Origin of the sequence: Sphingomonas sp. 3-13AW, from assembly GCF_049311085.1 — a bacterium.
In the GTDB taxonomy this organism is placed as follows: Bacteria; Pseudomonadota; Alphaproteobacteria; order Sphingomonadales; family Sphingomonadaceae; genus Sphingomonas.
In genome coordinates, this window is sequence record NZ_JASNVZ010000008.1 from 14384 (window position 1) to 39210 (window position 24827).

Annotated in this window: 24 protein-coding genes and 1 tRNA gene; 9 read left to right on the forward strand and 16 right to left on the reverse strand. The window is 66.9% G+C overall.

What is annotated here, in order from left to right:
- Window positions 1–16: 16 nt before the first annotated feature.
- The 3 genes from trpS to secB are packed head-to-tail and all read right to left on the reverse strand — an operon-like array spanning window position 17 to window position 3179.
- On the reverse strand, window positions 17–1021 hold the full coding sequence (gene trpS, locus QP045_RS10510) for a tryptophan--tRNA ligase (RefSeq protein ID WP_422514933.1): 1005 nt from the start codon (window positions 1019–1021) through the stop codon (window positions 17–19).
- 39 nt (window positions 1022–1060) lie between these two features.
- Window positions 1061–2623, reverse strand: coding sequence for a murein biosynthesis integral membrane protein MurJ (gene murJ / locus QP045_RS10515; RefSeq protein ID WP_422514934.1), 1563 nt, complete (start codon window positions 2621–2623; stop codon window positions 1061–1063).
- A gap of 40 nt (window positions 2624–2663) precedes the next feature.
- Entirely contained in the window at window positions 2664–3179 is a 516-nt protein-coding gene (secB, locus tag QP045_RS10520; RefSeq protein WP_422514935.1) for a protein-export chaperone SecB, read from the reverse strand.
- A gap of 171 nt (window positions 3180–3350) precedes the next feature.
- Between secB and QP045_RS10525 the strand changes: the two genes are divergently transcribed.
- The 4 genes from QP045_RS10525 (at window position 3351) to QP045_RS10540 (ending at window position 7551) form a co-directional block, all read left to right on the forward strand.
- Window positions 3351–3995, forward strand: a complete 645-nt coding sequence (locus tag QP045_RS10525; protein WP_422515056.1) for a Tim44/TimA family putative adaptor protein — start codon at window positions 3351–3353, stop codon at window positions 3993–3995.
- A gap of 5 nt (window positions 3996–4000) precedes the next feature.
- Complete coding sequence (locus QP045_RS10530) at window positions 4001–5269, forward strand: murein transglycosylase A (protein ID WP_422514936.1); 1269 nt, start codon at window positions 4001–4003, stop codon at window positions 5267–5269.
- A gap of 247 nt (window positions 5270–5516) precedes the next feature.
- Window positions 5517–5810 carry a Smr/MutS family protein gene (locus tag QP045_RS10535; protein WP_422514937.1) on the forward strand — a complete coding sequence of 98 codons (294 nt, stop codon included), beginning with the start codon at window positions 5517–5519 and terminating at the stop codon, window positions 5808–5810.
- 118 nt (window positions 5811–5928) lie between these two features.
- Window positions 5929–7551 carry a putative bifunctional diguanylate cyclase/phosphodiesterase gene (locus QP045_RS10540; protein ID WP_422514938.1) on the forward strand — a complete coding sequence of 541 codons (1623 nt, stop codon included), beginning with the start codon at window positions 5929–5931 and terminating at the stop codon, window positions 7549–7551.
- Window positions 7552–7555: 4 nt separating this feature from the next.
- Here the strand turns inward: QP045_RS10540 and dapE are convergent, their stop codons facing one another.
- On the reverse strand, window positions 7556–8707 hold the full coding sequence (dapE, locus tag QP045_RS10545) for a succinyl-diaminopimelate desuccinylase (RefSeq protein ID WP_422514939.1): 1152 nt from the start codon (window positions 8705–8707) through the stop codon (window positions 7556–7558).
- On the opposite strand from dapE, the gene QP045_RS10550 reads away from it, so the two are divergent.
- Window positions 8707–9153, forward strand: a complete 447-nt coding sequence (locus QP045_RS10550) for a cupin domain-containing protein (RefSeq protein WP_422514940.1) — start codon at window positions 8707–8709, stop codon at window positions 9151–9153. The genes dapE and QP045_RS10550 overlap by 1 nt on opposite strands.
- On the opposite strand, the gene QP045_RS10555 is transcribed toward QP045_RS10550, so the two are convergent.
- Window positions 9150–9818, reverse strand: a complete 669-nt coding sequence (locus tag QP045_RS10555; protein ID WP_422514941.1) for a glutathione S-transferase family protein — start codon at window positions 9816–9818, stop codon at window positions 9150–9152. The two genes, QP045_RS10550 and QP045_RS10555, sit on opposite strands and share 4 nt — an antisense overlap.
- Before the next feature lie 64 nt (window positions 9819–9882).
- On the opposite strand from QP045_RS10555, the gene QP045_RS10560 reads away from it, so the two are divergent.
- Window positions 9883–10506, forward strand: a complete 624-nt coding sequence (locus QP045_RS10560) for an exopolysaccharide biosynthesis protein (protein ID WP_422514942.1) — start codon at window positions 9883–9885, stop codon at window positions 10504–10506.
- Between the two features lie 12 nt (window positions 10507–10518).
- Here QP045_RS10560 and yihA read toward each other — a convergent pair whose 3' ends face one another.
- From yihA to rpmH, 5 genes are read right to left on the reverse strand one after another with little or no spacing between them, the layout of a single operon-like run.
- The gene (gene yihA / locus QP045_RS10565; RefSeq protein WP_422514943.1) at window positions 10519–11178 is read right to left on the reverse strand and encodes a ribosome biogenesis GTP-binding protein YihA/YsxC; all 660 of its coding nucleotides are present in this window, start codon (window positions 11176–11178) and stop codon (window positions 10519–10521) included.
- Complete coding sequence (yidC, locus tag QP045_RS10570; protein ID WP_422514944.1) at window positions 11175–12875, reverse strand: membrane protein insertase YidC; 1701 nt, start codon at window positions 12873–12875, stop codon at window positions 11175–11177. Before yidC ends, yihA begins: the two co-directional genes overlap by 4 nt.
- A 25-nt stretch (window positions 12876–12900) precedes the next feature.
- Window positions 12901–13113 carry a membrane protein insertion efficiency factor YidD gene (gene yidD / locus QP045_RS10575; protein WP_422514945.1) on the reverse strand — a complete coding sequence of 71 codons (213 nt, stop codon included), beginning with the start codon at window positions 13111–13113 and terminating at the stop codon, window positions 12901–12903.
- Window positions 13114–13156: 43 nt separating this feature from the next.
- Complete coding sequence (rnpA, locus tag QP045_RS10580; RefSeq protein ID WP_422515057.1) at window positions 13157–13483, reverse strand: ribonuclease P protein component; 327 nt, start codon at window positions 13481–13483, stop codon at window positions 13157–13159.
- Window positions 13480–13614, reverse strand: coding sequence for a 50S ribosomal protein L34 (gene rpmH / locus QP045_RS10585; protein ID WP_422515058.1), 135 nt, complete (start codon window positions 13612–13614; stop codon window positions 13480–13482). Before rpmH ends, rnpA begins: the two co-directional genes overlap by 4 nt.
- A 248-nt stretch (window positions 13615–13862) precedes the next feature.
- Here rpmH and QP045_RS10590 point away from each other — a divergent pair, with 248 nt between their 5' ends.
- Window positions 13863–15368 (forward strand): YifB family Mg chelatase-like AAA ATPase, encoded by a 1506-nt coding sequence (locus QP045_RS10590; protein WP_422514946.1) that lies wholly within the window; start codon window positions 13863–13865, stop codon window positions 15366–15368.
- Window positions 15369–15487: 119 nt separating this feature from the next.
- Window positions 15488–15572 (forward strand) — tRNA-Leu (locus QP045_RS10595).
- A gap of 12 nt (window positions 15573–15584) precedes the next feature.
- Here QP045_RS10595 and QP045_RS10600 read toward each other — a convergent pair.
- Window positions 15585–16136, reverse strand: coding sequence for a sugar O-acetyltransferase (locus tag QP045_RS10600; protein ID WP_422514947.1), 552 nt, complete (start codon window positions 16134–16136; stop codon window positions 15585–15587).
- 443 nt (window positions 16137–16579) lie between these two features.
- Here QP045_RS10600 and QP045_RS10605 point away from each other — a divergent pair, with 443 nt between their 5' ends.
- Entirely contained in the window at window positions 16580–17968 is a 1389-nt protein-coding gene (locus tag QP045_RS10605) for an exopolysaccharide biosynthesis polyprenyl glycosylphosphotransferase (RefSeq protein WP_422515059.1), read from the forward strand.
- A gap of 4 nt (window positions 17969–17972) precedes the next feature.
- Here the strand turns inward: QP045_RS10605 and QP045_RS10610 are convergent, their stop codons facing one another.
- Genes QP045_RS10610 through QP045_RS10630 form a run of 5 tightly spaced genes read right to left on the reverse strand, consistent with a single transcriptional unit; the run spans window position 17973 to window position 24824 of the window.
- Entirely contained in the window at window positions 17973–19367 is a 1395-nt protein-coding gene (locus QP045_RS10610) for an HlyD family type I secretion periplasmic adaptor subunit (RefSeq protein WP_422514948.1), read from the reverse strand.
- On the reverse strand, window positions 19364–21565 hold the full coding sequence (locus QP045_RS10615; RefSeq protein ID WP_422514949.1) for a type I secretion system permease/ATPase: 2202 nt from the start codon (window positions 21563–21565) through the stop codon (window positions 19364–19366). Before QP045_RS10615 ends, QP045_RS10610 begins: the two co-directional genes overlap by 4 nt.
- Before the next feature lie 13 nt (window positions 21566–21578).
- Window positions 21579–22595, reverse strand: coding sequence for a polysaccharide pyruvyl transferase family protein (locus tag QP045_RS10620; RefSeq protein ID WP_422514950.1), 1017 nt, complete (start codon window positions 22593–22595; stop codon window positions 21579–21581).
- The gene (locus tag QP045_RS10625; protein ID WP_422514951.1) at window positions 22592–24073 is read right to left on the reverse strand and encodes an oligosaccharide flippase family protein; all 1482 of its coding nucleotides are present in this window, start codon (window positions 24071–24073) and stop codon (window positions 22592–22594) included. The genes QP045_RS10620 and QP045_RS10625 overlap by 4 nt, the downstream gene beginning before the upstream one ends.
- Window positions 24063–24824, reverse strand: coding sequence for a glycosyltransferase family 25 protein (locus QP045_RS10630; RefSeq protein WP_422514952.1), 762 nt, complete (start codon window positions 24822–24824; stop codon window positions 24063–24065). The genes QP045_RS10625 and QP045_RS10630 overlap by 11 nt, the downstream gene beginning before the upstream one ends.
- Window positions 24825–24827 lie beyond the last annotated feature (3 nt).

Here is a 24827-nt window from a genome sequence, read left to right on the forward strand (position 1 = left end):
AAGGAGGCCGCGCGGTTCAGACCTGCAGGCCCAGCGCCTCCTGCGCGGATCGCAGTGTCGGAGCTGCCAGGTCGCGCGCCCGGCCTGCACCTTTCTCAAGAGCAGCCGACACCGTCGCCGGATCCTCGAGCATCCGCGTCAGCCGATCGCGGATCGGCCCGAGCACCGTCACCGCAAGCTCGGCCAGTGCCGGCTTGAATGTGCCAAAGCCCTGGCCGGCGAATTGCTCCACGACCGCTTGCGGCGTCGCATTGGCGAGGGCGGCGTAGATCGTCACGAGGTTCCTCGCTTCCGAACGACCGGCCAGCGCGTCGAAGCTGTCGGGCAGCGGGTCAGCATCGGTTCGCGCCTTGCGGAACTTGGTCGCGATCGTGTCGTCGTCATCGATCAGGTTGATGCGGCTCATGTCGGACGGATCGGACTTCGACATCTTTGCGGTCCCGTCCCGAAGCGACATGATTCGCGGCGCGGCGGTCGAAATGAGCGGATCGGGGAGGGGGAAGAGCTCGACGCCGGTGTCGGCGTTGAACTTGGTCGCGATGTCCCGCGCCAGCTCAAGGTGCTGCTTCTGGTCCTCGCCCACCGGCACGTGCGTCGCCTTGTAGGCGAGAATGTCGGCGGCCTGAAGCACGGGGTAGGTGAAGAGACCGGCGCTGGCGCCCTCGCGGTTCTTGCCCGCCTTGTCCTTCCACTGGGTCATGCGATTGAGCCAGCCCATGCGGGCGGTGCCCAGCAGCAGCCAGCAGAGTTCGCTATGGGCGGGGACGCGCGCCTGGTTGAACAGGATCGAGCGATCGGGGTCGATCCCGGCCGCCAGCAGCGTCGCCGCCATGCCGATGGTGTTGGCCGCCAGTTCCTTGGGATCTTGGGTGACCGTCAGCGCGTGGAGATCGGCCAGGAAGAACAGGCAGTCGTCACCGGGCTGCATCGCATCCTGCATCGCCACCCACTGCTTGATGGCGCCCAGATAGTTGCCGAGGTGCAGATTGCCGGTGGTCTGGATGCCGGAGACGACGCGCATCTTGTGGTCCTTGCAGTTGGGCGGTGCAGCGGCCGCCGATCAGTTGGTGCTGCGGCGCCGGATCAGCGCCTTGATGTCCGCCAGGCGGAACGCGCCGGTGACGAAGCAGGCTAGCCCATAGATCGTGCAACCGGCCCCGACCAGCACCACGAGCGCCGCGTAGCGCATCGCCATCGAGCCGCTGAGGTAAGGATCGAGCAATCCTTCGAGCGCGAAGATCGCGATTCCCATCAGCACTGCGGCAAGCGCAAGGCGGGGGATCCGGCGACGCAATTGCGCGTCCGTGGCGAAATGACCGCGCGCACGCAGCGTTCGGTACAGCATCGCGACGTTGACGGTCGACGCCAGCGCAGTCGCGAGCGGCGGGCCGACGTGGCCCAGCAGCGGGATCAGGACGATATTGGCGGCGATGTTCACGCCGATCGACCACATCGCGTAGCGGACCGGGGTGCGGGTGTCCTGACGGGCATAATAGCCCGGCGTCAGTACCTTCACGAGGACGTAGGAAGGCAGGCCGATCGAGAAGCCGATGAGTGCCCAGGCGCAGGCCCGCGTGTCGGCAGCGTCGAACTGGCCGTACTGGAACAGCCCGCGCACGATCGGTTCGGCGGCCACGATCAGCGCGACCATTGCCGGCAGGGTGAGGAACAGAGCGAGTTCGGTGCCACGGTTCTGCGTCTCCATCGCCTCGGCGTCACGCCCCGCGCCCAGCAACCGCGAGACGGTGGGGAGAAGGATCGTGCCCAGGCCAATGCCGATCAGGCCCAGCGGCAGCTGGTTCAGGCGATCTGCGTAATAGATGTAGGAGAGCGACCCCGACGCGAGCAGGCCGCCGGCGAGCGCGCTGGAGATCAGCAGGTTCACCTGTGACGCGCCGGCCCCCATTGCAGCCGGGAGGATGAGCTTCATCAGCCGCTTCACTTCCGGATCGATGCGGGGGAGGCGCGGGCGGAGCGACACGCCAGCAGCGCGGCACGCGATTGCCAGCCATCCGAGCTGCAAAAGCCCGCCGATGGGCACCGCCACGGCCTGCGCCCGCGCCGTCTCATAAGGGTCGCCGTTGAAGAACAGGAGGGCGGTGACCATCGCGACGTTGAGCAGGATCGGTGCCGCGGCATTGACCCAGAATTTGTCGATGGAATTGAGGATGCCGCCCAGCAGCGAGGCCAGCGAGATCAGCATCAGATAGGGGATGGTGATCCGCGACAGCTGGACCGCAAAGGCAAACTGCTCGCGGCTGGCGTCGTGAAAGCCCAGCGACATCGCCCAGGTGATCGGCCATGCCGCGATCAGCATCAGGGCGGTGAAGCCCAGCAGCACCGCGAACAGCACCGATAGAGCGCGTTCGGCAAAGTCGATCGCCGCGGACAGTTTGCCGTCCTCGCCAACCTTGCGATTGAACATCGGGATGAAGGCGGCGTTGAAGGCGCCCTCCGCAAAGAGCGCCCGGAACATGTTGGGAAGGCGGAAGGCGATGGTGAAGGCATCGGAGGCGAAACTCGCCCCCACGTACCGCGCCTGCAGCGAATCGCGCACCAGCGCCAACACCCGGCTGGCGAGCGTGAGCCCGCCTACCGAGCCGAGTGTGCGGACGAGCTTCATTCCGGTCAGTCGCCTTGGTCAGCTCGCCCGCGGATCAGTATCAGGCGTGCCCGATCGTGCCGGCGGCGTTGCCCGAAAGCTCGCCCGCAGCGGCTGCTGCCTGCTGCATGTAGAGCGCGCCGAAGTCGATCGGCTCCAGCATCAGCGGCGGGAAGCCGCCGTCGCGAACGGCGTCGGCGAGGACACGGCGCGCGAACGGGAAGATGATGCGCGGCGCTTCGGCGAGCAGGAACGGCTGGAGATGCTCGTCGGGGATGTTGCGCAGGCCGAACAGGCCGGCATAGCTCAGCTCGATCAGGTAGAGGGCCTGGCCCTCGACGTCGGCGCGTGCCTCGATCTTGAGGACGACCTCATGCACGCCGTCACCCAGGGTGGTGGCGCCGATGTTGAACTGCACGTCCAGCTTGGGCTGGCCCTGCACCTGGTAGATGCCCGGCGCGTTCGGATTTTCGAACGACAGGTCCTTCACATATTGCGAGAGGACGCCGACCTGCGGCTGGGTGTCGGAACCGTTGGCGAAGGTATCGCCGGTGCCGGCGTCGTTCTGGTCGTCCATAGGAATTTCCTCGTTGAAGGATAGCTTTGCGGCCAGCCGCGTTTTCGGCTCGGCGCCTAGCAGGCGATCGGCGCCAGTTCAACGGCGGCGCCGGTGCGATAGACGGCGCGCAGCCATTTGAAACTGGCGACGCTTGCTCCTATGTTGATGGGGTCAGATTTGGGAGGCGAAGTGCTGGTTGTTGTTCTTCTGGGAATGGTCGCGGGGTTCCTCGCACTGCGTCTCTACGCGGTGCTGGGAAAACGCACCGGCCACGAACAGCCCCTCGTCCGCCCCGCCGAGGAGCGGGTCGGCGCGCCCCCCGTGCCCCGCACCATCGACGTGCAGCCGGAGCCGCGCGACGTCTCTCAGCGTCATGTCGAGCCTGCGGCAGAAAATGGCCTGCGTGCCATCATCGCCAGCGACCCGACGTTCGACGTCGCGGAGTTCCTGGAAGGCGCGAAGTCTGCCTATGGCATGATTCTCGACGCCTTTTGGAAGGGCGATCGCCAGACCATCGACTGGCTCACCGATGCGGAGGTGAAGGCAGCCTTCACCGGTGAGATCGACGCACGGGAGGCCGCGGGCCACACGCTGGAGAACCGCTTGGTCTCCATCGAGCGCGCGGTGATCTCCGACGCTTCGGTCGCGGCCGGGATTGCGCGGATCACCGTCCGCTTCGACGCCGACATTGCCGCCGTCACGCGGGATGCCGAAGGGAATGTCATCGCGGGCTCGCTCACCGACGCGGTCGAGACGCACGACGTCTGGACGTTCGCGCGGACGCTCAAGAGCGGCGATCCGAACTGGAAGCTGTCGGACACCGACGAGGCGTGACCTCGATGCGGATGTTTGGGGCGGCGGCACTGGCGGTGCTGCTCGCAGGCTGTTCGAATACCCTGGTGCCGCGCGGCGTGGAGACGCCGTCGCCGGCACGTCCGTCCACGTCGCCGCCGCCGTCGACGACGGTGCCGGTCCGGCAACCGGTCGCAGCGACGCCGATCGCGCCCGTGCCGGTCGCCGCTGCGGCAGGTGCCGCAACTGCATTGGCCGGTGGCGTCGTCGCGGCCCCTGCCGCGCTCCCGATCACGCCGGAAGGCGCCGAACGCGCTCTCGCAGCGTTTCGGATCAGCTGTCCCTCGCTCGTCCGCCGCACGGACACGAGCGGCCTTACGCAGCCGGGCGACTGGACGGCGGCCTGCAACGCGGCTGCCGCCGTTCCCGCGGGCGGCGCCGCCCGATTCTTCGCCACGCAGTTCGAGCCGGTCCAGGTCAGCGAGGGCCGCGCCTTTGCTACCGGCTATTTCGAGCCGGAAATCGCCGGATCGCGCCGCCGCGAGCGCGGCTATGACGTCCCGGTCTATGCCAAGCCCAACGACCTGATCGAGGTCGATCTCAGCCTGTTTTCGAACGACCTCAAGGGAAAGCGCATTCGCGGCCGCGTCGAGGGCAGCAGCTTCGTGCCCTATTACGATCGTACCCAGATCGAGGAAGGCGCGCTGGAAGGCCGGGGGCTGGAAATCGGCTGGGCCGCCGATCCGATCGAGTTCTTCTTCCTCCAGGTCCAGGGTTCCGGCCGGCTACGGCTGCCCGACGGATCGGTGATGCGGATCGGCTATGCCGGGCAGAACGGTCGCGACTATACCGGCATCGGCAAGCTGATGAAGGATCGTGGGCTGCTGGGACCCGGTCAGTCTTCGATGCAGGGCATCGTCGCCTGGCTGCGCGCGCATCCCGCCGAGGGGCGTGCGATCATGCGCGAGAACAAGAGCTTCGTGTTCTTCCGCGAACTGACCGGTCCGGGACCGCTGGGCGCGCTCGGGCTTCCGGTAACCGGACAGGCGAGCGTCGCGGCTGATCCCAAGTTCGTGCCGCTGGGCGCGCCCGTGTTCCTCTCGATGGATCGCACGGACGCCACCGGCCTGTGGGTGGCACAGGACACGGGTGGTGCGATCAAGGGCCCCAACCGTTTCGACACCTTCTGGGGTGCGGGGGATGAGGCGCGCGCGATCGCGGGCGGCATGTCGGCACGCGGCACCGCCTTTGTGCTGTTGCCGCGCGGCGCAGTGGCACGGCTGAACGCAGGGCGCGGTGGCCGGCAGACGCCTTAGCGCAGGCGAATCGGCGCTTTGGGCGCGCGTGACCGCCGGTTTGCGCCCGCTGCATCCCGTCCCCTCCAAGCCAAAGCCAGCCGTCCCGGCGCCACCCGTACCGGAGCCCAAACCCGCGAAGCTCCCCCGCGGGCGCGTGCCGGCACCGCTCACGCGCGCGGCGCCGACACCCGCGCCTGCGCCCTCAAACCATCTGGACGGTAGCTGGGATCGCCGGATCTCGCGCGGGCTCGTGTCGCCGGACAGCATGATCGATCTGCACGGACACAGCCTGTCCTCCGCGCATGCCCTGCTCGACCACGCGCTTGAGCGGTCGGTCGGGCGCGGCGACCGTGTACTTTTGCTGGTCACTGGCCGCGCGCCGCGGCCGGAGGCGGAGCGGCCATTCGCGCGCGGGGCTATCCGGGCGGCAGTGCCGGACTGGCTGGCGGCATCGCGCCATGCCGGCCGGATCGCCGCCGTACGCCATGCGCATCCGCGCCACGGCGGCGCAGGCGCGCTCTATGTGGTGCTGCGACGCCAGACTGCTCGGGCACGCTGAAAGTTAACACTTTGCCGCCAAAGTGTCATCGAACGGTGCGAAGGTGGAGGTTTTAGGGTTGCTGCACGCAAAGTCGCTCAATCGTCGGGCGATCGTTTTCGCAGCCTGCGCCGGTGCAGTGAGCTTTTTCCTGGCTCTGCTCGCTACCAGCCATGGTCGTGTCGATGCACTGATCGCGTCCAGCGCGCTCATCCCGGCCATCATCTGTGCGACCCTGTGCTGGGCGTCTGCCGAACGGCATGTGACGACGACGGCGGGTGCGGTCGACGATGCCATCCTGCGCCTGAGCAAGGCGTCTCGCGGCGACCTGGAAAGCGCGATCCCGCACAGCGTCTGGTCAACGGTTCCGACCCTCGCCCGCGCGATGCGGGCCCTGTTCGAGCAACTGAACGCGACCCTGGCAGCGGTCGAGCGGGCCGCCCAGATCGACAGCGTCACGGAACTGGCGAACCGTTCGCATTTCCAGCGGTCGGTAGAGGATCGGCTTGCCCGCCTGGCGCGTCTGCAGCCAAACCCGCCCGCCGCACTGCTGTTCGTGGATCTGGACCGCTTCAAGGCAATCAACGATAGCTATGGCCATGCGACGGGCGACCTGCTCCTCGCGCAGGTGGGTCAGAGGCTGCAACAGGCCGCCGAGCAACTGTCGGGGGAGGGGGCGGACGAAGAGCCCGTCGTCGGGCGCCTGGGCGGTGACGAATTCACCATTCTGCTTTCCGGGCACGCCGCGAGCGATCCGCAGCGCGCTGCCCAGCGGATCCTGGCTGTGCTGGAAGCGCCGCACCGCATCCTTGGGCAGGATGTTCACGCAGGCGCCTCGATCGGAGTGGCCGTCTGGCCGGTCGACGGGACCAGCTTCCTCGAGCTGACGCGCGCCGCCGATACGGCGATGTATGCAGCCAAGGGCAGCGGGCGTGGGCAGGTGCAGGGTTACCACGCGGGGCTGACGGCGGGGTTGCTGGCGCGCCAGAAGCTGGAGGGGGAACTGCGCCTCGCCATCGACCGGGACGACTTCGGATTGGTGTTCCAGCCGCAGGTGTCGGCCACCACAGGCCAAGCCATCGGCGCCGAAGCGCTGCTACGCTGGCACCATCTCGATGGGGTGCGTCTCCCCGGCAGCTTCATGGCATGCGCGGAGGAGAGCGGCCTGATCGTCGAAATTGGCGATCGCATCATCCAGGAGATCGCCGCTACCATCGGGCGCTGGCATGCGCGCGGCATCCGCCACCGGCTGAGCGTCAACGTCAGTGCGCGCGAGCTCGACCATGCGCGGTTCGTGCGCAAGTTGCGCGACGCCGTTGCGGCTGCGGGAGCACCGGCATCCATGCTGGAGCTGGAGTTCAAGGAATCCCTGTTGATGGCGTGCGGGCCGGACGCGCTCGATGCCGTGACGCTGCTGCGCGGCGATGGTGCAAGCATCGCGCTGGACGGTTTCGGCACCGGCTTTTCCAGCATCGCGCGCCTGCGCCAGCTTCCCATCGATCGGGTCAAGCTCGACCGGACGCTGACCCTGCACGTGGCCGATAGCGACGATACCCGCGCGATCGCGAAGGCGCTGATCGGACTGATCCACGGTCTCGGCTGCACTGCCGTGGCGGAGGGGATCGAGAGCAGCGAGCAGGCACGGATACTGACTATGATCGGCTGCGATGTGCTGCAGGGCTATGCGATCGGAGCGCCGATGGAGGAGGAGGCGTTTCTCGCGTGGCTCGACGCCCCCTCCGAGCATCGGATGGCAAGCTAAGCCGTCAGCCCAATACCCGCCGCGCGAGCGTCGCATAGATTGCCGCGAGGGTGCGCAGGTCCTCCACCGCCACGGCCTCATCGACCTTGTGCATGGTGGCGTTGAGGAGGCCGAACTCGACGGTCGGACAGAGCCGGGAAAGGAAGCGTGCATCGGAGGTGCCGCCGGTGGTCGACATTTCCGGCGTCAGGCCGGTGTGTTTGCGGATCGCTTCCCCAACCAGCTCCGAGAACTTGCCCGGAGGCGTCAGGAACGCCTCCCCCGATACCTTGCCGGTTACGCGGGCGCCGGGCGCGTGGTGCTCCACGATGGTCCGCACCTGATCGACGAGCGCCTCGCCACGATGCTGGTCGTTGAAGCGGATCGAAAGGCGCGCGGAGGCATGGCCGGGGATGACGTTCGTCGCCGGATTTCCGACGGCGAGGTCGGTGGCTTCGATATTCGACGGCTGGAACCAGTCCGTGCCCTCGTCGAGGACGATCGAATCGATTTCCGCCAGCGCGGCGACGAGCCGCGGGATCGGGTTGTCCGCCAGATGCGGGTAGGCGACATGGCCCTGGCGCCCGGGGACGTCGATCCAGATGTTGACCGAGCCCCGCCGGCCGATCTTGATCATGTCGCCCAGGCGCGCCGCCGAGGTCGGCTCCCCGACCAGGCACAGGTCCGGCGCGAGCCCGCGTTCCGCCATGCGCGCGATGATGGCGCGCGTCCCGAAGACCGCGGGCCCCTCCTCGTCGCCGGTGATCAGCAACGAGATCGTCCCCGCCTCTGCCGGGACCTCGCCACAGGCCGCTGCAAAGGCCGCGATCGCTCCCTTCATGTCGACGGCGCCGCGGCCGTAGACCATCCCGCCACGCTCTTCGCCGGAGAAGGCGCCTCCAACCCAGCCCTCGCCTGCAGGGACTACGTCGACGTGGCCGGCAAAGGCGAGGTGACGGCCACCGCTGCCGCGAACCGCGATCAGGTTTTCGACAGGACCATCCGGCGCTTCCCCCCGGACAAACCGCTCGACTGCGAAACCGAGGGGGCGGAGCGCTGCTTCCAGAACGTCGAACACGGTACCGCGCGCCGGCGTCACGCTCTCGGCTGCGATCAGTGCCTTGGTAAGTTCAACGACGTCTGTCACGCTCGATCCCTTGAAAGTTGGAGGCGGCATTGCCCAAGCTCGATCTCGATACAATCCCGCAAACCAATGCGACCGGCTATCCCGCGCCCTTCGCCGGCGCTGTCGAGGGGCGGTGGTACCGGCGGCTGGCGCCGGCATCGGGAATCGAGGACTTCGGTGTCAGCCACGTGGTGCTGCGTCCGGGGGCCTGGTCGTCGCAACGCCACTGGCATGAAGGCGAAGACGAATTCGTCGCCGTTCTTTCGGGAGAGGCGGTGCTGGTCGACGATTCGGGCGAAACGGTGATGCGCGCGGGTGACTGCGCCGCGTTTCCGAAGAACGACGGCAACGGGCATGTGCTCCAGAACCGCAGCGACGCTGACTGCGTGTTCGTGGCCGTCGGACGACCGTCGCAGACCCGGTGCCACTATCCCGATATCGACATGGTCCTGACGCCCGGGGAGGGCTACCGCATCGGCGGCGCCGAACGCGCCTAGAGTACCTCCGGCTGCTCGTACCGCTCGATCACCCACTCCTCTTCCTGGGCGCTGGCGATCCAGTCCTGCATCCAGCGGTGCGACAGCACGGCGTTCATGTAGGCGGCAGCAAAGGGCGGCACCGGCACCGAATAGGTGACGAAGCGGGTCACTACGGGAGCGAACATCGCGTCGACGGCGCCGAAGTCGCCGAACAGAAACTCGCCGGTTCCGCCGAAGCGCGCGCGTGCCTGCGCCCATAGCTCGAGAATGCGGGTGACATCGTGCACGACGTCGTTGTCGAGGCGGGCAGGGGGATAGACCTGCCGGATGTTCATGCTGTGCTGCCGACGCAGTGCCTGGAAGCCGGAATGCATCTCCGCCGCCATCGACCGCGCCATCGCCCGGGCGGCGATATCCGTCGGCCAGAAGCGGTCACCCCCGGATTTTTCGTTGAGATATTCGACGATAGCCAGGCTGTCCCAGACCACGACATCCCCGTCCCACAGGATCGGAACCTTGCCGGAAGACGGCGCGAATTCGTCGCCGGCGCGGCGCCGGTCCCATTCCGCATCGTAGAGCGGAACGACCACTTCCTCGAACGGCAGGCCCGAGAGCTTCGCCGCGAGCCAGCCGCGCAGCGACCAGGAAGAATAGGCCTTGTTGCCGAGGATGAGCTTAAGCATGCCGCGGTCTAGCGCCTTGCCGGCCGCAACGGAACCGTCTTCGGGCAATTCCGTTAGCGTAACGATGGCTGATGGTAAAAGTGATCCGCAGAGTGTCGGCGATGTGCTCGATCGCCTCAAGGAACTGGGTGAAGAGGCGGGGGACGAGAAAGTCCGACTGGGCGATGCTGTGGAGGCGATGGGCCACCGCGCCTATGGGCCCTTCTTCATTCTTCTGCCGCTCATCGAAATGTCGCCGGCCGGTGGCGTTCCGGGTCTTCCAACTGCTCTCGCGCTTGTGATGGCGCTGCTCGCGCTTCAGCTGCTGTTCGGCCGCGAAGACCTTTGGCTGCCGGGAGTCCTCAGGAAACGTGGGCTGAAGGGGAAGAAGCTGGTCAACACTGCGGAGAAAATGCGACCGGTGGCGGATCGGCTCGACCGGTGGTTCCACGGGCGGCTCCCGGCCCTGACAAAGGGACCGATGATCAAGATCGCGGCGATCGCGATCATCGCCCTTTGTGCGACAGTGCCACCGCTCGAACTTCTGCCGTTCGCGAGCACGCTCCCGATGGCGGCGATCCTGTCGTTCGGCCTCGCCCTATTGGTCCGCGACGGCCTGCTGATGGCGGTCGCATGCGCGCTCGCGCTCGCAGCCGTTGGCGGCGGACTCGGGTGGCTGTTCAGCGGCGGTGCAAAGTCGGGCAGCTGAACCGCGTCAGCGTCAGATGATCGATTCGATCACCGCGGCCCGCAGTTCGGGGATGCCCATGCCCTTCTCACTCGAGGTGGCGAGCACCTGCGGATGGGCAGCCGGGCGCTTGCGTGCTTCGGCGATTGTCGCCTCATGCACGGCCGCCAGTTCCGTCGCCTTGATCTTGTCGGCCTTGGTGAGGACGATGCGATAGCTGACTGCCGCCTTGTCCAGCATTTCCAGCACCTCGCGGTCAACGTCCTTGATGCCGTGACGTGAGTCGATCAGCACCAGCGTGCGCTTCAGCACGACGCGGCCGCGCATATAGTCGTTCACCAGGTAGCGCCACTTGCGGACCATGTCCTTGGGCGCCTTGGCAAAGCCATAGCCAGGCATGTCGACCAGCCGGAAATACAGCGGGTCGCCCACGTCGAAGAAGTTGAGCTCCTGCGTCCGCCCCGGCGTCACCGACGTCCGCGCCAGGCTGTTTCGGCCCGTGAGCGCGTTCAGCAGCGACGACTTGCCGACGTTCGAGCGGCCGGCGAAGGCGATTTCCGGAACGGTCGGGTCGGGCAGGTGCTCAAGTGCAGGGGCCGAGCGCAGGAAGTGGATCGGGCCGGCGAACAGCTTGCGCGCCGCCTCGATCGCTTCCGGGGCGAATGCCTCGACGGGGGTGGGGACATCGGTCATTTCGCAGGTGCATTCTTCAGGCCGGGATGGCGCGAATAGAGCAGCTGCTGCTGTGCGATCGTCAGCAGGTTCGACGTGATCCAGTAGACCTGCAGACCCACCGCGAACGGCGCCATGATGAACATCATCACCCAGGGCATCAGGCCGAAGACCTGCTTCTGCGCGGCATCCATCGGCTGCGGGTTGAGCTTGAACTGGAAGTACATCGACACGCCCAGCAGGATCGGGATCACACCGATCGCGATGAAGCTCGGCGGCGTGAACGGCAGCAGGCCGAACAGGTTGACCGGCGTCAGCGGATCCGGCGCGGACAGGTCCTTGATCCAGCCAACGAACGGCTGATGCCGCATTTCGATGGTGAGCATCAGCACCTTGTACAGCGCGTAGAACACCGGGATCTGCAGCAGCGTCGGCAGGCAGCCCGCAACCGGGTTCACCTTTTCCTGCTTGTAGAGCGCCATCATCTCCTGCTGGAGGCGCGGCTTGTCGTCCTTGTACCGATCCTGAAGCACCTTCAGCTTGGGCTGAAGCGCGCGCATCGCCGCCATCGAGGCGAACTGGCGCTGTGCGATCGGGAACATCAGCAGTCGGATGGTGAGCGTGAGCAGGATGATCGCGACACCGAAGTTGCCGATCATGCGGAACAGCCAGTCGAGATAGGCGAAAATCGGCTTCTCGACGATGCCGAACCAGCCCCAGTCGATCGCGTTGCCGAACTGGACCACGCCGTCGTCCTGGTAGCGGTCGAGCAGGTCAACTTCCTTGGCGCCGGCAAAGAAGCGCGAGGTCGTGGAGACCTGCTGCCCCGGCTGCACGCCGGTCAACGTGGTCGGCCGGTAATCCGCCTGGTGGACATTGTCTCCGGTGTTGCGGAACTGGATGACGTTGTTCTTGGCCTGGTCCGGCACAAGCGTCGTCATCCAATAATGGTCGGTAAAGCCGGCCCATCCGCCCTGCGTCTCGAACTTCTGCGGTGCCTCGTCGACGTCCTTATAGTCCACGTCGAAGTTCACGCCGCCCTTGACCTCATAGATCGGGCCGGAGTGGATGCTCCACGTATCCTTGTCGCGCGGCGGCGCGCGGCGGCTCAGAAGGCCGTAGGTCGCGGTTTGGATCGGCTGTGCGCCGGCGTTGCCCAGTACCTGGCGAACGCTGAACATGTAGCCGTCATCGACGGAGATCTCGATGGCATAGCGCTGGCTGCCGACCTGCGTGGTCAGCGTGACCGGCGTAGAGGGGGTCAGCCGGGTGCCGCTGGCCTTCCACACGGTATCGCTGCCAGGCGCCTGGAGGCCGTTGCCCGACCAGCCGAAGCTCGCGAAATACGCGTCAGCCGTACCGGACGGCGACAGCAGGCGGATCGGCGGGCTGTCCTTGGCGATCGTCTCCTTATAGCGCGTCAGCACCAGGTCATCGATGCGCGCGCCCTTCAGGTTGATCGAGCCCTTCAGTCGCGGCGTTTCGATGACGACGCGGGGGGTCTCGCGCAGCACCAGGTCGCGGTCGCGGATGGCGGTGGCAGTGTCGGCGGCGGGATCGGCGGCCGGGTTCGGCAACGCCTCGATCTTGCCGTCCACGACCTTTGCCACCGGCGGGTTGGCGGTCGGGAAGAAGTGGTTGGCGATCGGCTGCCACCCGAACAGGATGACGGCGGCCAGCACCGCGAACAGGATAAAGTTCTTCTGGTCGTTCTTCACCAACTAATCCCTGTGTGCTCGGTCGTCATGGTACCGGATCGTATCCGTGGCCGCCCCATGGATGGCAACGGCCGATCCGTCGCGCCGCAAGCCAGCTGCCCTTGAGCGCGCCATAGCGGCGAAGGGCCTCGATTGCATAGGCCGAACAGCTGGGGCTGTAGCGGCAGCTGGGCGGCAGGATCAGCGAAGGGCCGAGCTGCCAGCCGCGCGCGACCAGGATCAGCAAGCGCGCAATCACCTCGAGCTGCCGTTATAAAGGAGGAGGGGGCGGCGCGCTGCGATCACCGCGTCACCTTGCGCAGTGCCTTGGCAAGCTCGGCCTTGAGCGAATCATACGGCCGTTCAATCGCGGCGGTACGCCCGATCAGCACGTGGTCCGCGCCGGGTACGCCCGCCTCGGGCAGAATTTCGCGCGCAAGCGCACGAAATCGCCGCTTCACCCGGTTACGGGCGACGGCGTTGCCGACTTTTTTGGATACGGTAATGCCGATCCGCATCGTCGGATCGGCATCCTCGCGTGCGCGTACCAGCAGCACGAAGCCCGGCATCGGCGCACGCTTGCCTCCGTTCGCAGCGAGATACTCGCTGCGACGGGTTAGGCGCGTCAGGCCGACAGCTTCTTGCGGCCGCGGCTGCGACGGGCGCGAATCACCTTGCGGCCGCCCGGCGTCGCCATGCGAGTCCGGAAGCCGTGGCGGCGCGTACGCACCAGGTTGCTCGGCTGAAAGGTCCGCTTCATCACTCATTCCCCGGGATATCGAACGTCTACAATAACGGAAAAAGCCGCCCAGACCGGCGGCAATGTGCTCGGAGCCCATAGGCAAGCCGCCCTTCCAAGTCAACGCGGCTCTGCGGTGTGCGGCGCGGGCAGGGGACGGAACGAGCATCGTCATCATGTGGGCCACGTGTGTTGCCTATGCAAGACACGGACGCTGTTTCCCTCCGCTTCAAACCGGCTATGCAGGTGACGGGGACAGGGGGGAAGTGATGGTCGCGATCGTATCGACGGCGGCGTATCTGGGGCTTGAGGCACGAGCGGTCGAGGCACAGGTGCAACTGGCACCGGGCCTGCCTGCCTTCGTGGTGGTCGGCTTGCCCGACAAGGCGGTGGGCGAAAGCCGTGAGCGCGTTCGGGCCGCCATCGCCGCGATCGGCCTGTCGCTCCCGCCCAAGCGCATCACCGTGAACCTGTCGCCAGCCGACCTGCCCAAGGAAGGATCACACTATGACCTGCCCATCGCGCTTGGCCTGTTGGCCGCGATGGGGGTGGTGGATGCTGAGACGCTGTCCGAATATCTGGTCGTCGGCGAACTCGGGCTCGACGGGCGGATCGCGGGATCGCCCGGCGTACTGCTGGCGGCGCTCCACGCATCGGAGCGGGGGCTGGGGCTGATCTGCCCCGCGGTACAAGGCTCCGAGGCGGCCTGGGCGGGTGGCAACATCTGCGCGGCGACCGACCTGATCGGCTTGCTCAACCATTTGAAAGGCACGCAACTGCTGCCCGAGCCTGCCCCCGGCGAGGCGGAGGAACTGGTTTTCGGGCCTGACCTTCGCCGGGTGAAGGGGCAGGAAACGGCTAAGCGCGCGCTGGAGATCGCGGCGGCGGGCGGCCACAATCTCTTGATGGTAGGTCCCCCGGGTTCGGGGAAGTCGCTGCTCGCCTCCTGCCTGCCCGGCATCCTGCCGCCCCTCGATTCGACAGAGGCGCTCGAAGTATCGATGGTCGCTTCGGTCGCCGGCACGCTTGCGGGCGGACGGATGACGCGGGCGCGGCCTTTTCGGGCGCCGCATCACTCTGCATCGATGGCGGCGCTGGTCGGCGGTGGCCTTCGTGTTCGCCCCGGCGAGGTCAGCCTGGCACACCTGGGTGTCCTGTTCCTCGACGAATTGCCGGAGTTCCAGCGCGCGGTGCTCGATTCGCTGCGGCAGCCGCTTGAGACCGGCAGCGTCAGCGTCGCCCGCGCCAATGCCCATGTCAGCTTCCCCGCCCGAGTGCAGCTGGTCGCGGCGATGAACCCGTGCCGGTGCGGGCACCTGGGGGATCCCGCGCTCGCCTGTTCGCGCGCGCCGCGCTGCGCCGCCGACTATCAGGCGCGCGTGTCCGGGCCGTTGCTCGATCGCATCGACCTGCACCTTGAGATGCAGCCCGTCAGCGCCGCCGACCTCGCGCTGCCCCCCGCGTCCGAAGGATCCGCGGAGGTCGGCGCGCGCGTTGCCGCTGCGCGCGCGGTGCAGGCGAGCCGCTACCGCGACGTTGCCGCCCGTACCAATGCAGAGGCCGATGGCGAGGTCCTGGAGGCGACCGCCACGCCGGACGCTGCCGGTGCGAAGCTGCTCGCCCAGGCGGCAGAGGCGATGCGGCTGTCGGCGCGCAGCTATACCCGGGTGCTGCGCGTCGCCCGCACGATCGCCGACCTTGCGGGCGCGGAGACCGTCGGGCGCCTGCACATTGCCGAGGCGCTCAGCTACCGGCGTCAGGCGCCGCGGGCCTGAAGGTGCCTCCAGCCGCGGCGGCTACAGTCTGTCGATCGACCGGTGTTCAGGCGCTGGCGTTTGCGAAAGGCCTGCCGTATAGCGCCGCGACCAGCCCCATGTCGGGCAATGCGCACCGTGCGGGTGTGGTGAAATTGGTAGACGCGCCGGACTCAAAATCCGGTTCCGCAAGGAGTGTCGGTTCGAGTCCGACCACCCGCACCATCTTCCTGACGCTCAGGACGATTGCTTCTCCGCGGATGACCCTCGTTGCAATTCCCGTGCGGGATTGCCGGCGACAGTCGCTCCGGCCGGAACGTCCCACGTCACCACGCTGCCTGCCCCGATCACCGCATCGTCACCGACCGTCACGCCCGGAAGCAGGATGGCGCCCCCTCCGATCCAGACGTTGCGGCCGATTTTGATAGGGACGCCCCACTCCATTCCGCTCGCACGTTCAGCCGGGTCGCGCGGATGGTCGGCTGTCAGGATCTGCACTCCGGGGCCGATCTGCGTGCCGTCGCCGATCCGCACTGCAACCACATCCAGTATGACGCAGTTGAAGTTCAGGAACACGCCGGCGCCCAGGTGAATGTTGCTGCCATAGTCGCAGTGGAACGGCGGCCGGATGGTCGAGCCCGCGCCGAAGCTCCCCAGACGCTTGCGCAGCAGCGTATCCCGCTCCGCCATCGACGACGTCTGGTTAAAGCGCTGCATCCATTCGGCGGCAGCCTGTTGGTCTGCGGCGATTTCGGGGTCGCTGGCGTGATACGGATCGCCTGCCAGCATCTTCTGTTTCTCGGACCGTTCCGTCATCGATGTACCTCTGAAGGATGTGCTCTCGGCTCGCCTAGCAGGGGCCAAGCCGCCAATCGAACGCGTCGAACGGGGAGCCAAAGGCGCTCGCAAGACCGTCACGTTACACGTTCCCTAGAACCAAGGTCATCTTTCGAACCGAAGAAATCCGCAAGCCTCGCCGCGAACTCCAGCGAGCGCCGGAGCCGTACTTACGCGGTGATCGTGGCCGCGCGGATTTGCTCGAACGGCCGCTACAATTGACACTTCCTGCCAGTACGACGCGCGGGTGACGTCGGGAGATTTTCGGATCGTCCCGTATCCGACACGACCCCCCGGTACGCGCTTGTGTTTGGATCGTTCCGTGACATGCTGCGATGCAACAAGCTCTGCTGCCCTGCCGGGGCAAGCACATGCGTGAGGAAGAACGGGCGTCTATGTCCAAGATCGACTTCGCAATTACCCGATCGCCCACTCGGACCTCTCTGGCGAAGCCAAGGCGACGCGACGCCAAGATCTGGCTGTGCCTGGCCCTGATGGTGGCGGACGCCTTCGCCATTCTGATCGGCTTCAGCGTAGGGCTCGCCGTCGAGCAGCCAAAGACGATCTCCGGCGGGTTGATCCCCGCGCTGATCGGGGCGCTGCTGGTGCATGCGGCGATCGCATTTCAGAACCAGGCGTATAATCCGCGCTGCCTCACTCAAACCACTAAGAGTTGCCGTCAGGCGCTGCTGTCCTTCGGCACCACCTTGCTGATCTTTTTCCTCGTCGCCTTTTCTCTTCGCGTGGTCAGCGACCTCCATCGCCTGGCGCTCGCCCTTGGGCTCATCGCCAGTGCGGGAATGCTGCTCGTCCAGCGAGTCCTGATCGGCCATCTGGTACGCAAAGTCTTCGGCCGCCTCGATGCCGAATTGATGATCGTCGATGATGCGGACGTACCAAGGGCCTATTTGAACCGCGACATCCTGGACGCGCGCGCAGTGGGGCTTAGCCCCGACCTGGACGACCCTTATATGCTGGATCGCCTTGGCAAGACGCTCCACGATTACGACCGGGTAGTGGTGACGTGCCCCGGGCATCGGAGGGCCGCCTGGGCGCAGGCGTTGAAGGGCGTGAACATCGTTGGCGAGATCGTGGTAGCCGAGCTTGCCGAGCTGGCACCGCTGACCACCCGCCAGTGGCACGGGGTGACGACGGTGGTGGTCTCCTGGGGCCCGCTCAACATTGCGAATCGGGTCAAGAAGCGCGCGCTCGATCTGGCGATCACCGTTCCCACGCTGCTGCTCCTGCTGCCGTTCATGGTCCTGGTGGCGGTGGCGATCCGTCTCGATTCCCCCGGGCCCGTCTTCTTCCGGCAGGAGCGGATGGGACGCGGCAACCGGATCTTTTTCATCTTCAAGTTTCGCAGCATGCGCGCCGAGGCAACCGATGGAAAAGGGGAGCGGTCGGCGAGCCGAGATGACGACCGCATCACGCGGGTCGGGCGCCTCATTCGCGCCACGAGCATCGACGAACTGCCGCAGCTCCTCAACGTGCTGCGCGGTGAGATGAGCCTGGTGGGCCCGCGGCCGCATGCGCTCGGATCGACCGCTGGCGACGAGCTCTTCTGGCGGGTCGACCGGCAATATTGGCACCGTCATGCGCTGAAGCCCGGCATCACCGGCCTCGCCCAAATCCGGGGCTTCCGCGGCGCCACCGTCCATCGGCGCGATATTCTCAACCGGCTGGAAGCCGACCTTGAGTATCAGCACGGCTGGACGCTGTTGCGGGACATCTCGATCCTGTTCCGCACGGCGCAGGTCATGGTCCATCGCAACGCCTATTGAGCGGTCAGCGCTCCCGCGCGGCGGTGGATCGCACCTCGTCGATCGGGCTCAGCAGATATTCGGCAAGCGAACGCCGCCCGGTGCGGATATCCGCGGTCACCGCCATGCCGGGCGTCAGGCGGACCGGAACGCCGTCGCGTGAAATCTGGTCGCGGTCGAGCGCCACCCGCGCCGTGTAGATCAGGCCCCGCTTCTCATCCTGCACGGCGTCCGAGCTGACCTGCTCCAGCCGTCCCGGGACCGTGCCATAGCGGGTGAACGGAAACGCCTCGACCTTTACGGCGACCGACTGCCCGGGTGTGACGAAGCCGACATCCCGGTTGGCGATCGCCACTTCGGCCACCAGCCGCGCCCGGCTGGGGACGATCACCATGACCGGCTTGGTCGCTTCCACCACGCCGCCGATGGTATGTACCGATAGCTGGGTGACGATCCCGTCGACCGGGCTGACAAGTTGCTGAAGGCTGCTGCGGCGTTGCGCCTTGACCAGCTCCTCCTTGTGCAACCGTGCATCGCTCTCCGCCTTGGCGAGGTCGGCCAGCACGCGGGCGCGCGCCTCGGCTGAGGAACGGACCGAATTGCCGCCGGCGACCGCGATCTGCGCGTCTGCGCGCTGGGCCGCGGCGAGCGCAGCATCTCGGTCGCGGGTCGCGGCGAGCCGTTGGCGGCGCATCTCGATGACGCGCAGCTTGGAGACATAGCCCTTTTCGAGAAGCGTCTCGTTGGCGGCGATCTGCTCGTCCAGCAGCGGGATGGTCTCGGCCAGCTTGGCGGCCTGGATCTGGGCTTCGGACTTGCTGGCGCGGGCGGCCGCGGTATCGGCGGCGCGTGTCTGGGTGCCGGCCTGGATTTCGGCGAACTGGGCCTTGGCCAGTGCGACCTGGGCCGCAGCCACCTCCTGGGTTGTGCCCGGCGGGGGGGTGAAGCGCAGGCCCTGCCCATCGAGCGCCGACCGAATCGCCCGAAGCCGGGCCGCGTCCAATTCAGCCGTCTGCAGCGCCTCCGCGGCCTGAACAGCTTCTGCGTCCGAGACGGTCGGATCAAGCTCGACGAGCCGCTGCCCGGCGCGGACCGACTGGCCGTCCTGCACAAGGATAGAGCGAACGACCCCGGGTTGACCCGGCTGGATCAGCTTCACGTCATCCGCCGGGACAAGACGGCCGGAGGCGGAAGCGACCACGTCGACCTTGCCGAGCGTCAGCCACAGCACGACGACCACCATCAGGGCGAGCAACAGCCACGCCGTAGCCCGCGCCGTGGGGGATACCGGCTGCTCGATCACCTCAAGAGCAGCGGGAAGAAAGTCCGTTTCCTCGGTACGGGGCACCAGCCGAGAGCGCGCTTTCTCGTTCTCGAGGGCGTCGCGGACCGCCGACCAATGGTGTGCCAGCGCCTTCACGCGGCGCTACTCCCTTCACGAATGCCGATCTGCTTGCTGTGCAGGCCGGCGTACCGCCCGCCGAGACGGAGCAGCTCGTCATGCGTGCCCGTCTCGACAATGCGACCTTGTTCCAGGGTCATGATCCGGTCGCACTGGCGGATCGCCGAAAGCCGATGGGCGATGATGAGCACCGTCCGTCCGGCGGCGATCGCCTTGAGGTTGTGCTGGACGATCTCTTCGCTTTCCGCGTCCAGGGCGGACGTGGCCTCATCGAGGATCAGGATGCGAGGCCCTGTTACCAGGGCGCGCGCGATGGCGATCCGCTGGCGCTGGCCGCCGGAAAGGTTGGCGCCGCGTTCCTCGATGATCGTGTCGTAGCCGTGCGGAAGCGTGAGGATGAACTCGTGCGCGCCGGCGAGGCGAGCCGCTGCGATCACCCGCTCGATCGGCATGGCAGGATCGGCGAGCGCGATATTGTCGCGGATGGAGCGGTTGAAGAGGATATTCTCCTGCAGCACCACGCCGATCTGACGCCGCAGCCAGGCGGGATCGATCTGCGCGATATCGACACCGTCGATGAGGATGCGGCCGCTTGCGGGAAGGTACAGGCGCTGGAGCAGCTTGGTGAGGGTCGACTTGCCCGATCCCGATGAGCCGGCGATCCCGAGCGACGTGCCTGCCGGCAATTCGAAGCTGATATCGTCGAGCGTCCAGGGGCCCTCTGCGGCGTAGCGAAAGCGGACCGCCTCGAAACGGATGTCGCCGCGGATGGCGGGCAGGCTGGTCCTGGAGCCTGCGCCCGGCTCCGGTGGAACATTGAGGATGTCGCCCATGCGCTGCACGGACAGGCGGACCTGCTGAAAATCCTGCCACAGCTGCGCCATGCGGATCACCGGGCCCGAAACCCGTTGCGCGAACATGTTGAAGGCGACGAGGCCGCCGACGGTAAGTGCTCCCGAAATCACCTCGCGAGCACCGAAGAACAGGATCGCCGCCAGGCTGAGCTTGGAGATGAGCTGTACCGCCTGGCTGCCGGTGTTGCTGAGGTCGATCACCCGCTGGTTGGCGACGCTATAGCCGGCGAGTTGCCGCTCCCACCGTTCCTGCCATTGCGGCTCGACCGCCGCCGTCTTCAGCGTCTGCATGCCCGAGACACTCTCGACCAGAAGGGAGTTATTGGCGGCGCCGCGGGCGAACTTCTCATCGAGCCGCTGCCGGAGCGGCCGGGTGACGAACAGCGAGACGACGACATAGGCCGGCAGCGTCAGCGCGACGATCAGGAACAGGGTGGGCGAATAGAGCCACATCGCGGCCAGGAAGACGACCGTGAACAGCGGATCGACCAGCACGGTCAGCGACGCGTTGGTCATGAACTCGCGGATGGTTTCGAGCTGTCGCACGCGCGTCACCGTGTCGCCGACGCGCCGGTTCTCGAAATAGGCGAGAGGAAGGCGGAGCAGATGTCGGAAAAGCCGGCTGCCAAGCTCGACATCGAGCTTCTGGCTCGTCTCTGAATAGAGGCGCGTGCGCAGCCATCCGAAGGCCACTTCCCACAGCGACACGATCACGAAGCCGATGCTGAGCACCTGCAGCGTCGCCAGGCTATTATGGCTCAGCACCTTGTCGACGACGTTCTGGAAGAACAGCGGCGCTGCGAGGCCGAGGATGTTCAACGCCAGCGTGATCAGCAGCACCTCGCCGATCAGGCGCCGGTACTTGACGATCTGGGGCACGAACCAGGTCATGTCGAACGCCACGGCGGCGACATTGGACGTCTCGCGGGTCGTGATCAGCAGGAGCTCGCCGGACCAGCGCTCCTCGAGCGCTGAACGATCCCAGCGCTCCACCGGTCGGCCGGGCCGCTGCACGGCGGCTGCGTCATCGCCGACGCGGCCGATGATGAACCAGCCGTCCGGTCCGGCACCCAGCACCGGCAGGGGGAGACGGCGCAGCCGATCATAGTCCGCGCGAACGGCGCGCGCCCGCACGCCGTCCATCCGCTTGGCGAGGCGCAGCAGGTCGGTCGGCGCGGCCGGGCGTTCGTGGCCCAGGTCGTGGCGCAACTGGCCCGGGTTCACGGCAACCCGGTGCATGGCAAGGATCTGGGACAGCGCGGCGAGCCCGCTGTCGGTTTCCGTGGACGATCCAGCAAAATCACCCGGTGAAGGCGCGTCGCGCTCCTCCAGCGGTCGGGCCGGTGTGGTGGGGTTCCGCACCAGCTTTCCGCCCTCAGCCGTTGACGATCCGCGGCGCACCGCGCGCACGATAGACGTCAAACGCCTTGGCAAAGGCCTCGGCTTGGTGGGTCGCGCGGACCAGCCCCTCGTAGCTGCCCGTCCACTGGTCTGCGAAACCAGCGACCTTGCCGTAGCTGTTGTCCAGCAGGACATGCGGGATGTCGAGCAGCACCGACAGGATGTGCGCATGCAGGCGGTCGGTCACGACCACTTCGCCGGTCGAGAGCATCGCGAGGCCGCGCTTCAGGCGCCACTCCGCCACACGGCGCTGGCGCGTCGCGCGCATCGCCATCGGATCGCGCGAGATCAGGCGCGCGAGCTTGAGCGAAAGGCGCAGATAGCGCTTCTGGCGGGGATCCTCCTCCAGCCAGTCGTCGGCCACGACGCCGTCGGGCAGCGCCGCGGCATCGCCGGCAGCGCGCTCGTGATCGGTGCGCAGGAGTGCGAAGACCGGCACCCGCGCCGGCGCGCGCTGCTGCGATCCGAGCATCAGCGCGGCATCGGGGCAGAGGCGGATCGTGCAGTCGAAATGCTCCTTGGCGAAGGCCAGCGAGCGTTGGTCGCGAACGAGCAGCGTGAATTGCCCGTGGGCCCGGATCGCCGCCGCCATTTCGGCTGCTGCCGCGGGATCGGCATAGTGGATCGATTCGGGCATCTGGATGAGGGGGCGGCCCCGGTGCTTCTGGAGCAGGTGCAGCCGGAAGGCTTCGTGCTTGGGCCAGAGCGTCCCCATGTTGCCGCCGCCATGGATCAGAATCGGCCCGTCGCCGATCGCCTGGCGGCATTCCTCGTCATCAAAGTCGTTGATGGCGGAGTAATAGACCGGAAGCCGACCGCGCTTGCGCAGATAGGCCATCTCCCCCAGCCAGATCGCGGAGTCCCCGACGTTGCTGTGGCCGGGGAAGTCGACCAGCGCGAGCTTGCCCGCCGGCAGCACGGAGTCGAGCACGCCTTCGAACTGACGCGCAAGCTCTGCAACGAGCACGCGAGCGGGTTTCTTGTCGGTCATATCCGGGACTTTCTGGTTCGCTTGAGCGTCGAGGCGAGGCGCTGTCGCCAGGGTCGTGAAATCGCCAGCAGCACGGCCGCGTAGAGGATGCCCCCAAGCGGGCTGAGCAGCAGGATGGTCGTCCACCCCTCCATGCGGCCTTCAAGCAGGCGCATCGCGATCGCGAGGGCAATGCCCATCACGCTGGACGCGACCAGCGGCGATCCGACTGCGCGCAATGTATCCGCGAACCGGATGCCGGAGACGCGCTGCAGGAGGAAGACCTGCAAGGGCATCGTCAGATACGCGCGCCCGACATACGAGATCGCGACCGCGAACAGGCCGTATGGGAGCGACGCCAGCGTCAGGATCACGCCGAGCACGAGCTGCGTGGTGGAAAGGGAGATCAGGCTCCGCGATCCGCCCAGCACGCTGAGCGACGGGGACGCGAAGAAGTTGAGCGTGAACGGTACCGCCATGAACGCGAATACCTGTGCTAGCTCGCCGGCTTCATGCCATTTGTCGCCGAAGACGGTGGGCACCGCGACCGGAGCCAGCGCCCCGAACCCGACCAGCGCGGGGAAGGAGAGGGCGGCCGCCTGGGCGATCATCCATTGATAGGCGCGGCGCAGTTCGGCGGGCTCGTTCTTCACTCGCGCAAGCGTCTGTACCGCGACCTGGGTGAAGGGTTGGATCGCGCCGCGCCCGATCAGCTCCACCGTCCGCCAGGCCGTCCGGTAGACGCCGACCGCCGCGAGGCCGATCCCGGCACCGATCGCCACTTCCTGGACGCGCACGGTCGCGAGAAAAACGAGCTGGACGTAGATCAGGCTCGCATTGAGCATCAGATTGCCGCGCAGGATCCCCCAGTCGAAGTTCCAGCCCGGTTTCCAGTCGTACGAGCGGCGCGACAGCACCACGCCCGCAAGCTCTGTCACGATGCGCTGGATCACCAGGCTCCACAGGCCGAGGCCGGCAAAGGCGGCAGCCACCGCGCACGCGCCCCCGAGAACGCCGCCGACGACGGAGCGCAGCGCCGTGGTCCGGTGGCCGAATTCGCGCAGGCGCAGAGCGAGGTGGGTGCTGCCGAACGAGGAGAGGGGCAGCGTCAGGCTCATGACCGCAAGCGGAAGGGCGATGCCGGGAACGCCCATCCAGTCGGCGATCGGTTGAGCGAGCGCCATGATCAACCCGGCCGAGATGAACGAGAGCACCTGCTGCGAGCGATAGATGGTGTCGAGGAAGGCGGGCGTGACCTCGCGCTTCCGGGCGATGGTCTGGACCAGCCCGGCGGTCGCGATGATGCGGAATGCTTCGGCAGTGGCGGCCATGACGGCGAAGGCGCCGATGTCCGTGCGCGAGAGCAGGCGCGCCAGCACCACGAAGACGACGAACGAAAAGAGCTGGTCGGAAAGAAAACGGGTAACCGTCCAGCCGATGGAACTGCGGCTGCGGGCGCGGAGCTTCTCGTCGAAGCGGTCGGGCGTCTCAGCGTTCAAGCAGCCGCCTCGCCTTCAGAAGCCGCATCCGCGCACGTTCAAGGTGACGCCAAGCCTGCTGTCGGACGGAATGATACTCCGGCGCCGACTTCTCCATGAAACGGGAGGCGCCGATATCCGATGGCACCGTCGCTTCAAGGACGGGAGCGGGATAGAGCGCGAGGTTGCGCAGGCCGTGGGCCCAGGAACGATCCATGGCGTCGTCGATCGGGCGGCGCATGACGCGGCAGTGCTCGACCAGTCGCTCGGCGCCTTCCCGCGTGATTGCATAGGCCTGGGTGCCGTAGGCGAGACCGATCAGTTCCACGATCGTGCGGGAATGCTGGAGAAAGTCGCCCCGGACCTTGCGCTGCCAGGTCGGGCGCTTCGCATAGAGGCGGAGGTAATCGACACCGATGGCGTGAAGGTCGACCTGCGCGAGCCGCTCCAGATACGCCCAGTCGACCACCGTATCGTCTTCAAGGACGATCGCCTGGGGGATGTCGCGCGCGACCATCTCTTGCCAGATCGAGAAGTGACTGGCGTAGCAGCCGATCTCCCCCTTGGTCATGGGCCTGCCCTTGTTCCGCCGAATCGCGATCTCGTCGATGGTCATGCCGGGGGCAGGCGCGGTGCACGCATCGAAGAAGCGCCACGACAGGGACGTGCCCGCCGCGCGCTCGGCGAACGCGGCCCGCCTGACTTCGGCAGACTGGAGGGACACCACCAGCACTTCAGCAGTGACGTCCAATTCGGGCAGCGACTGGGCCAAGTC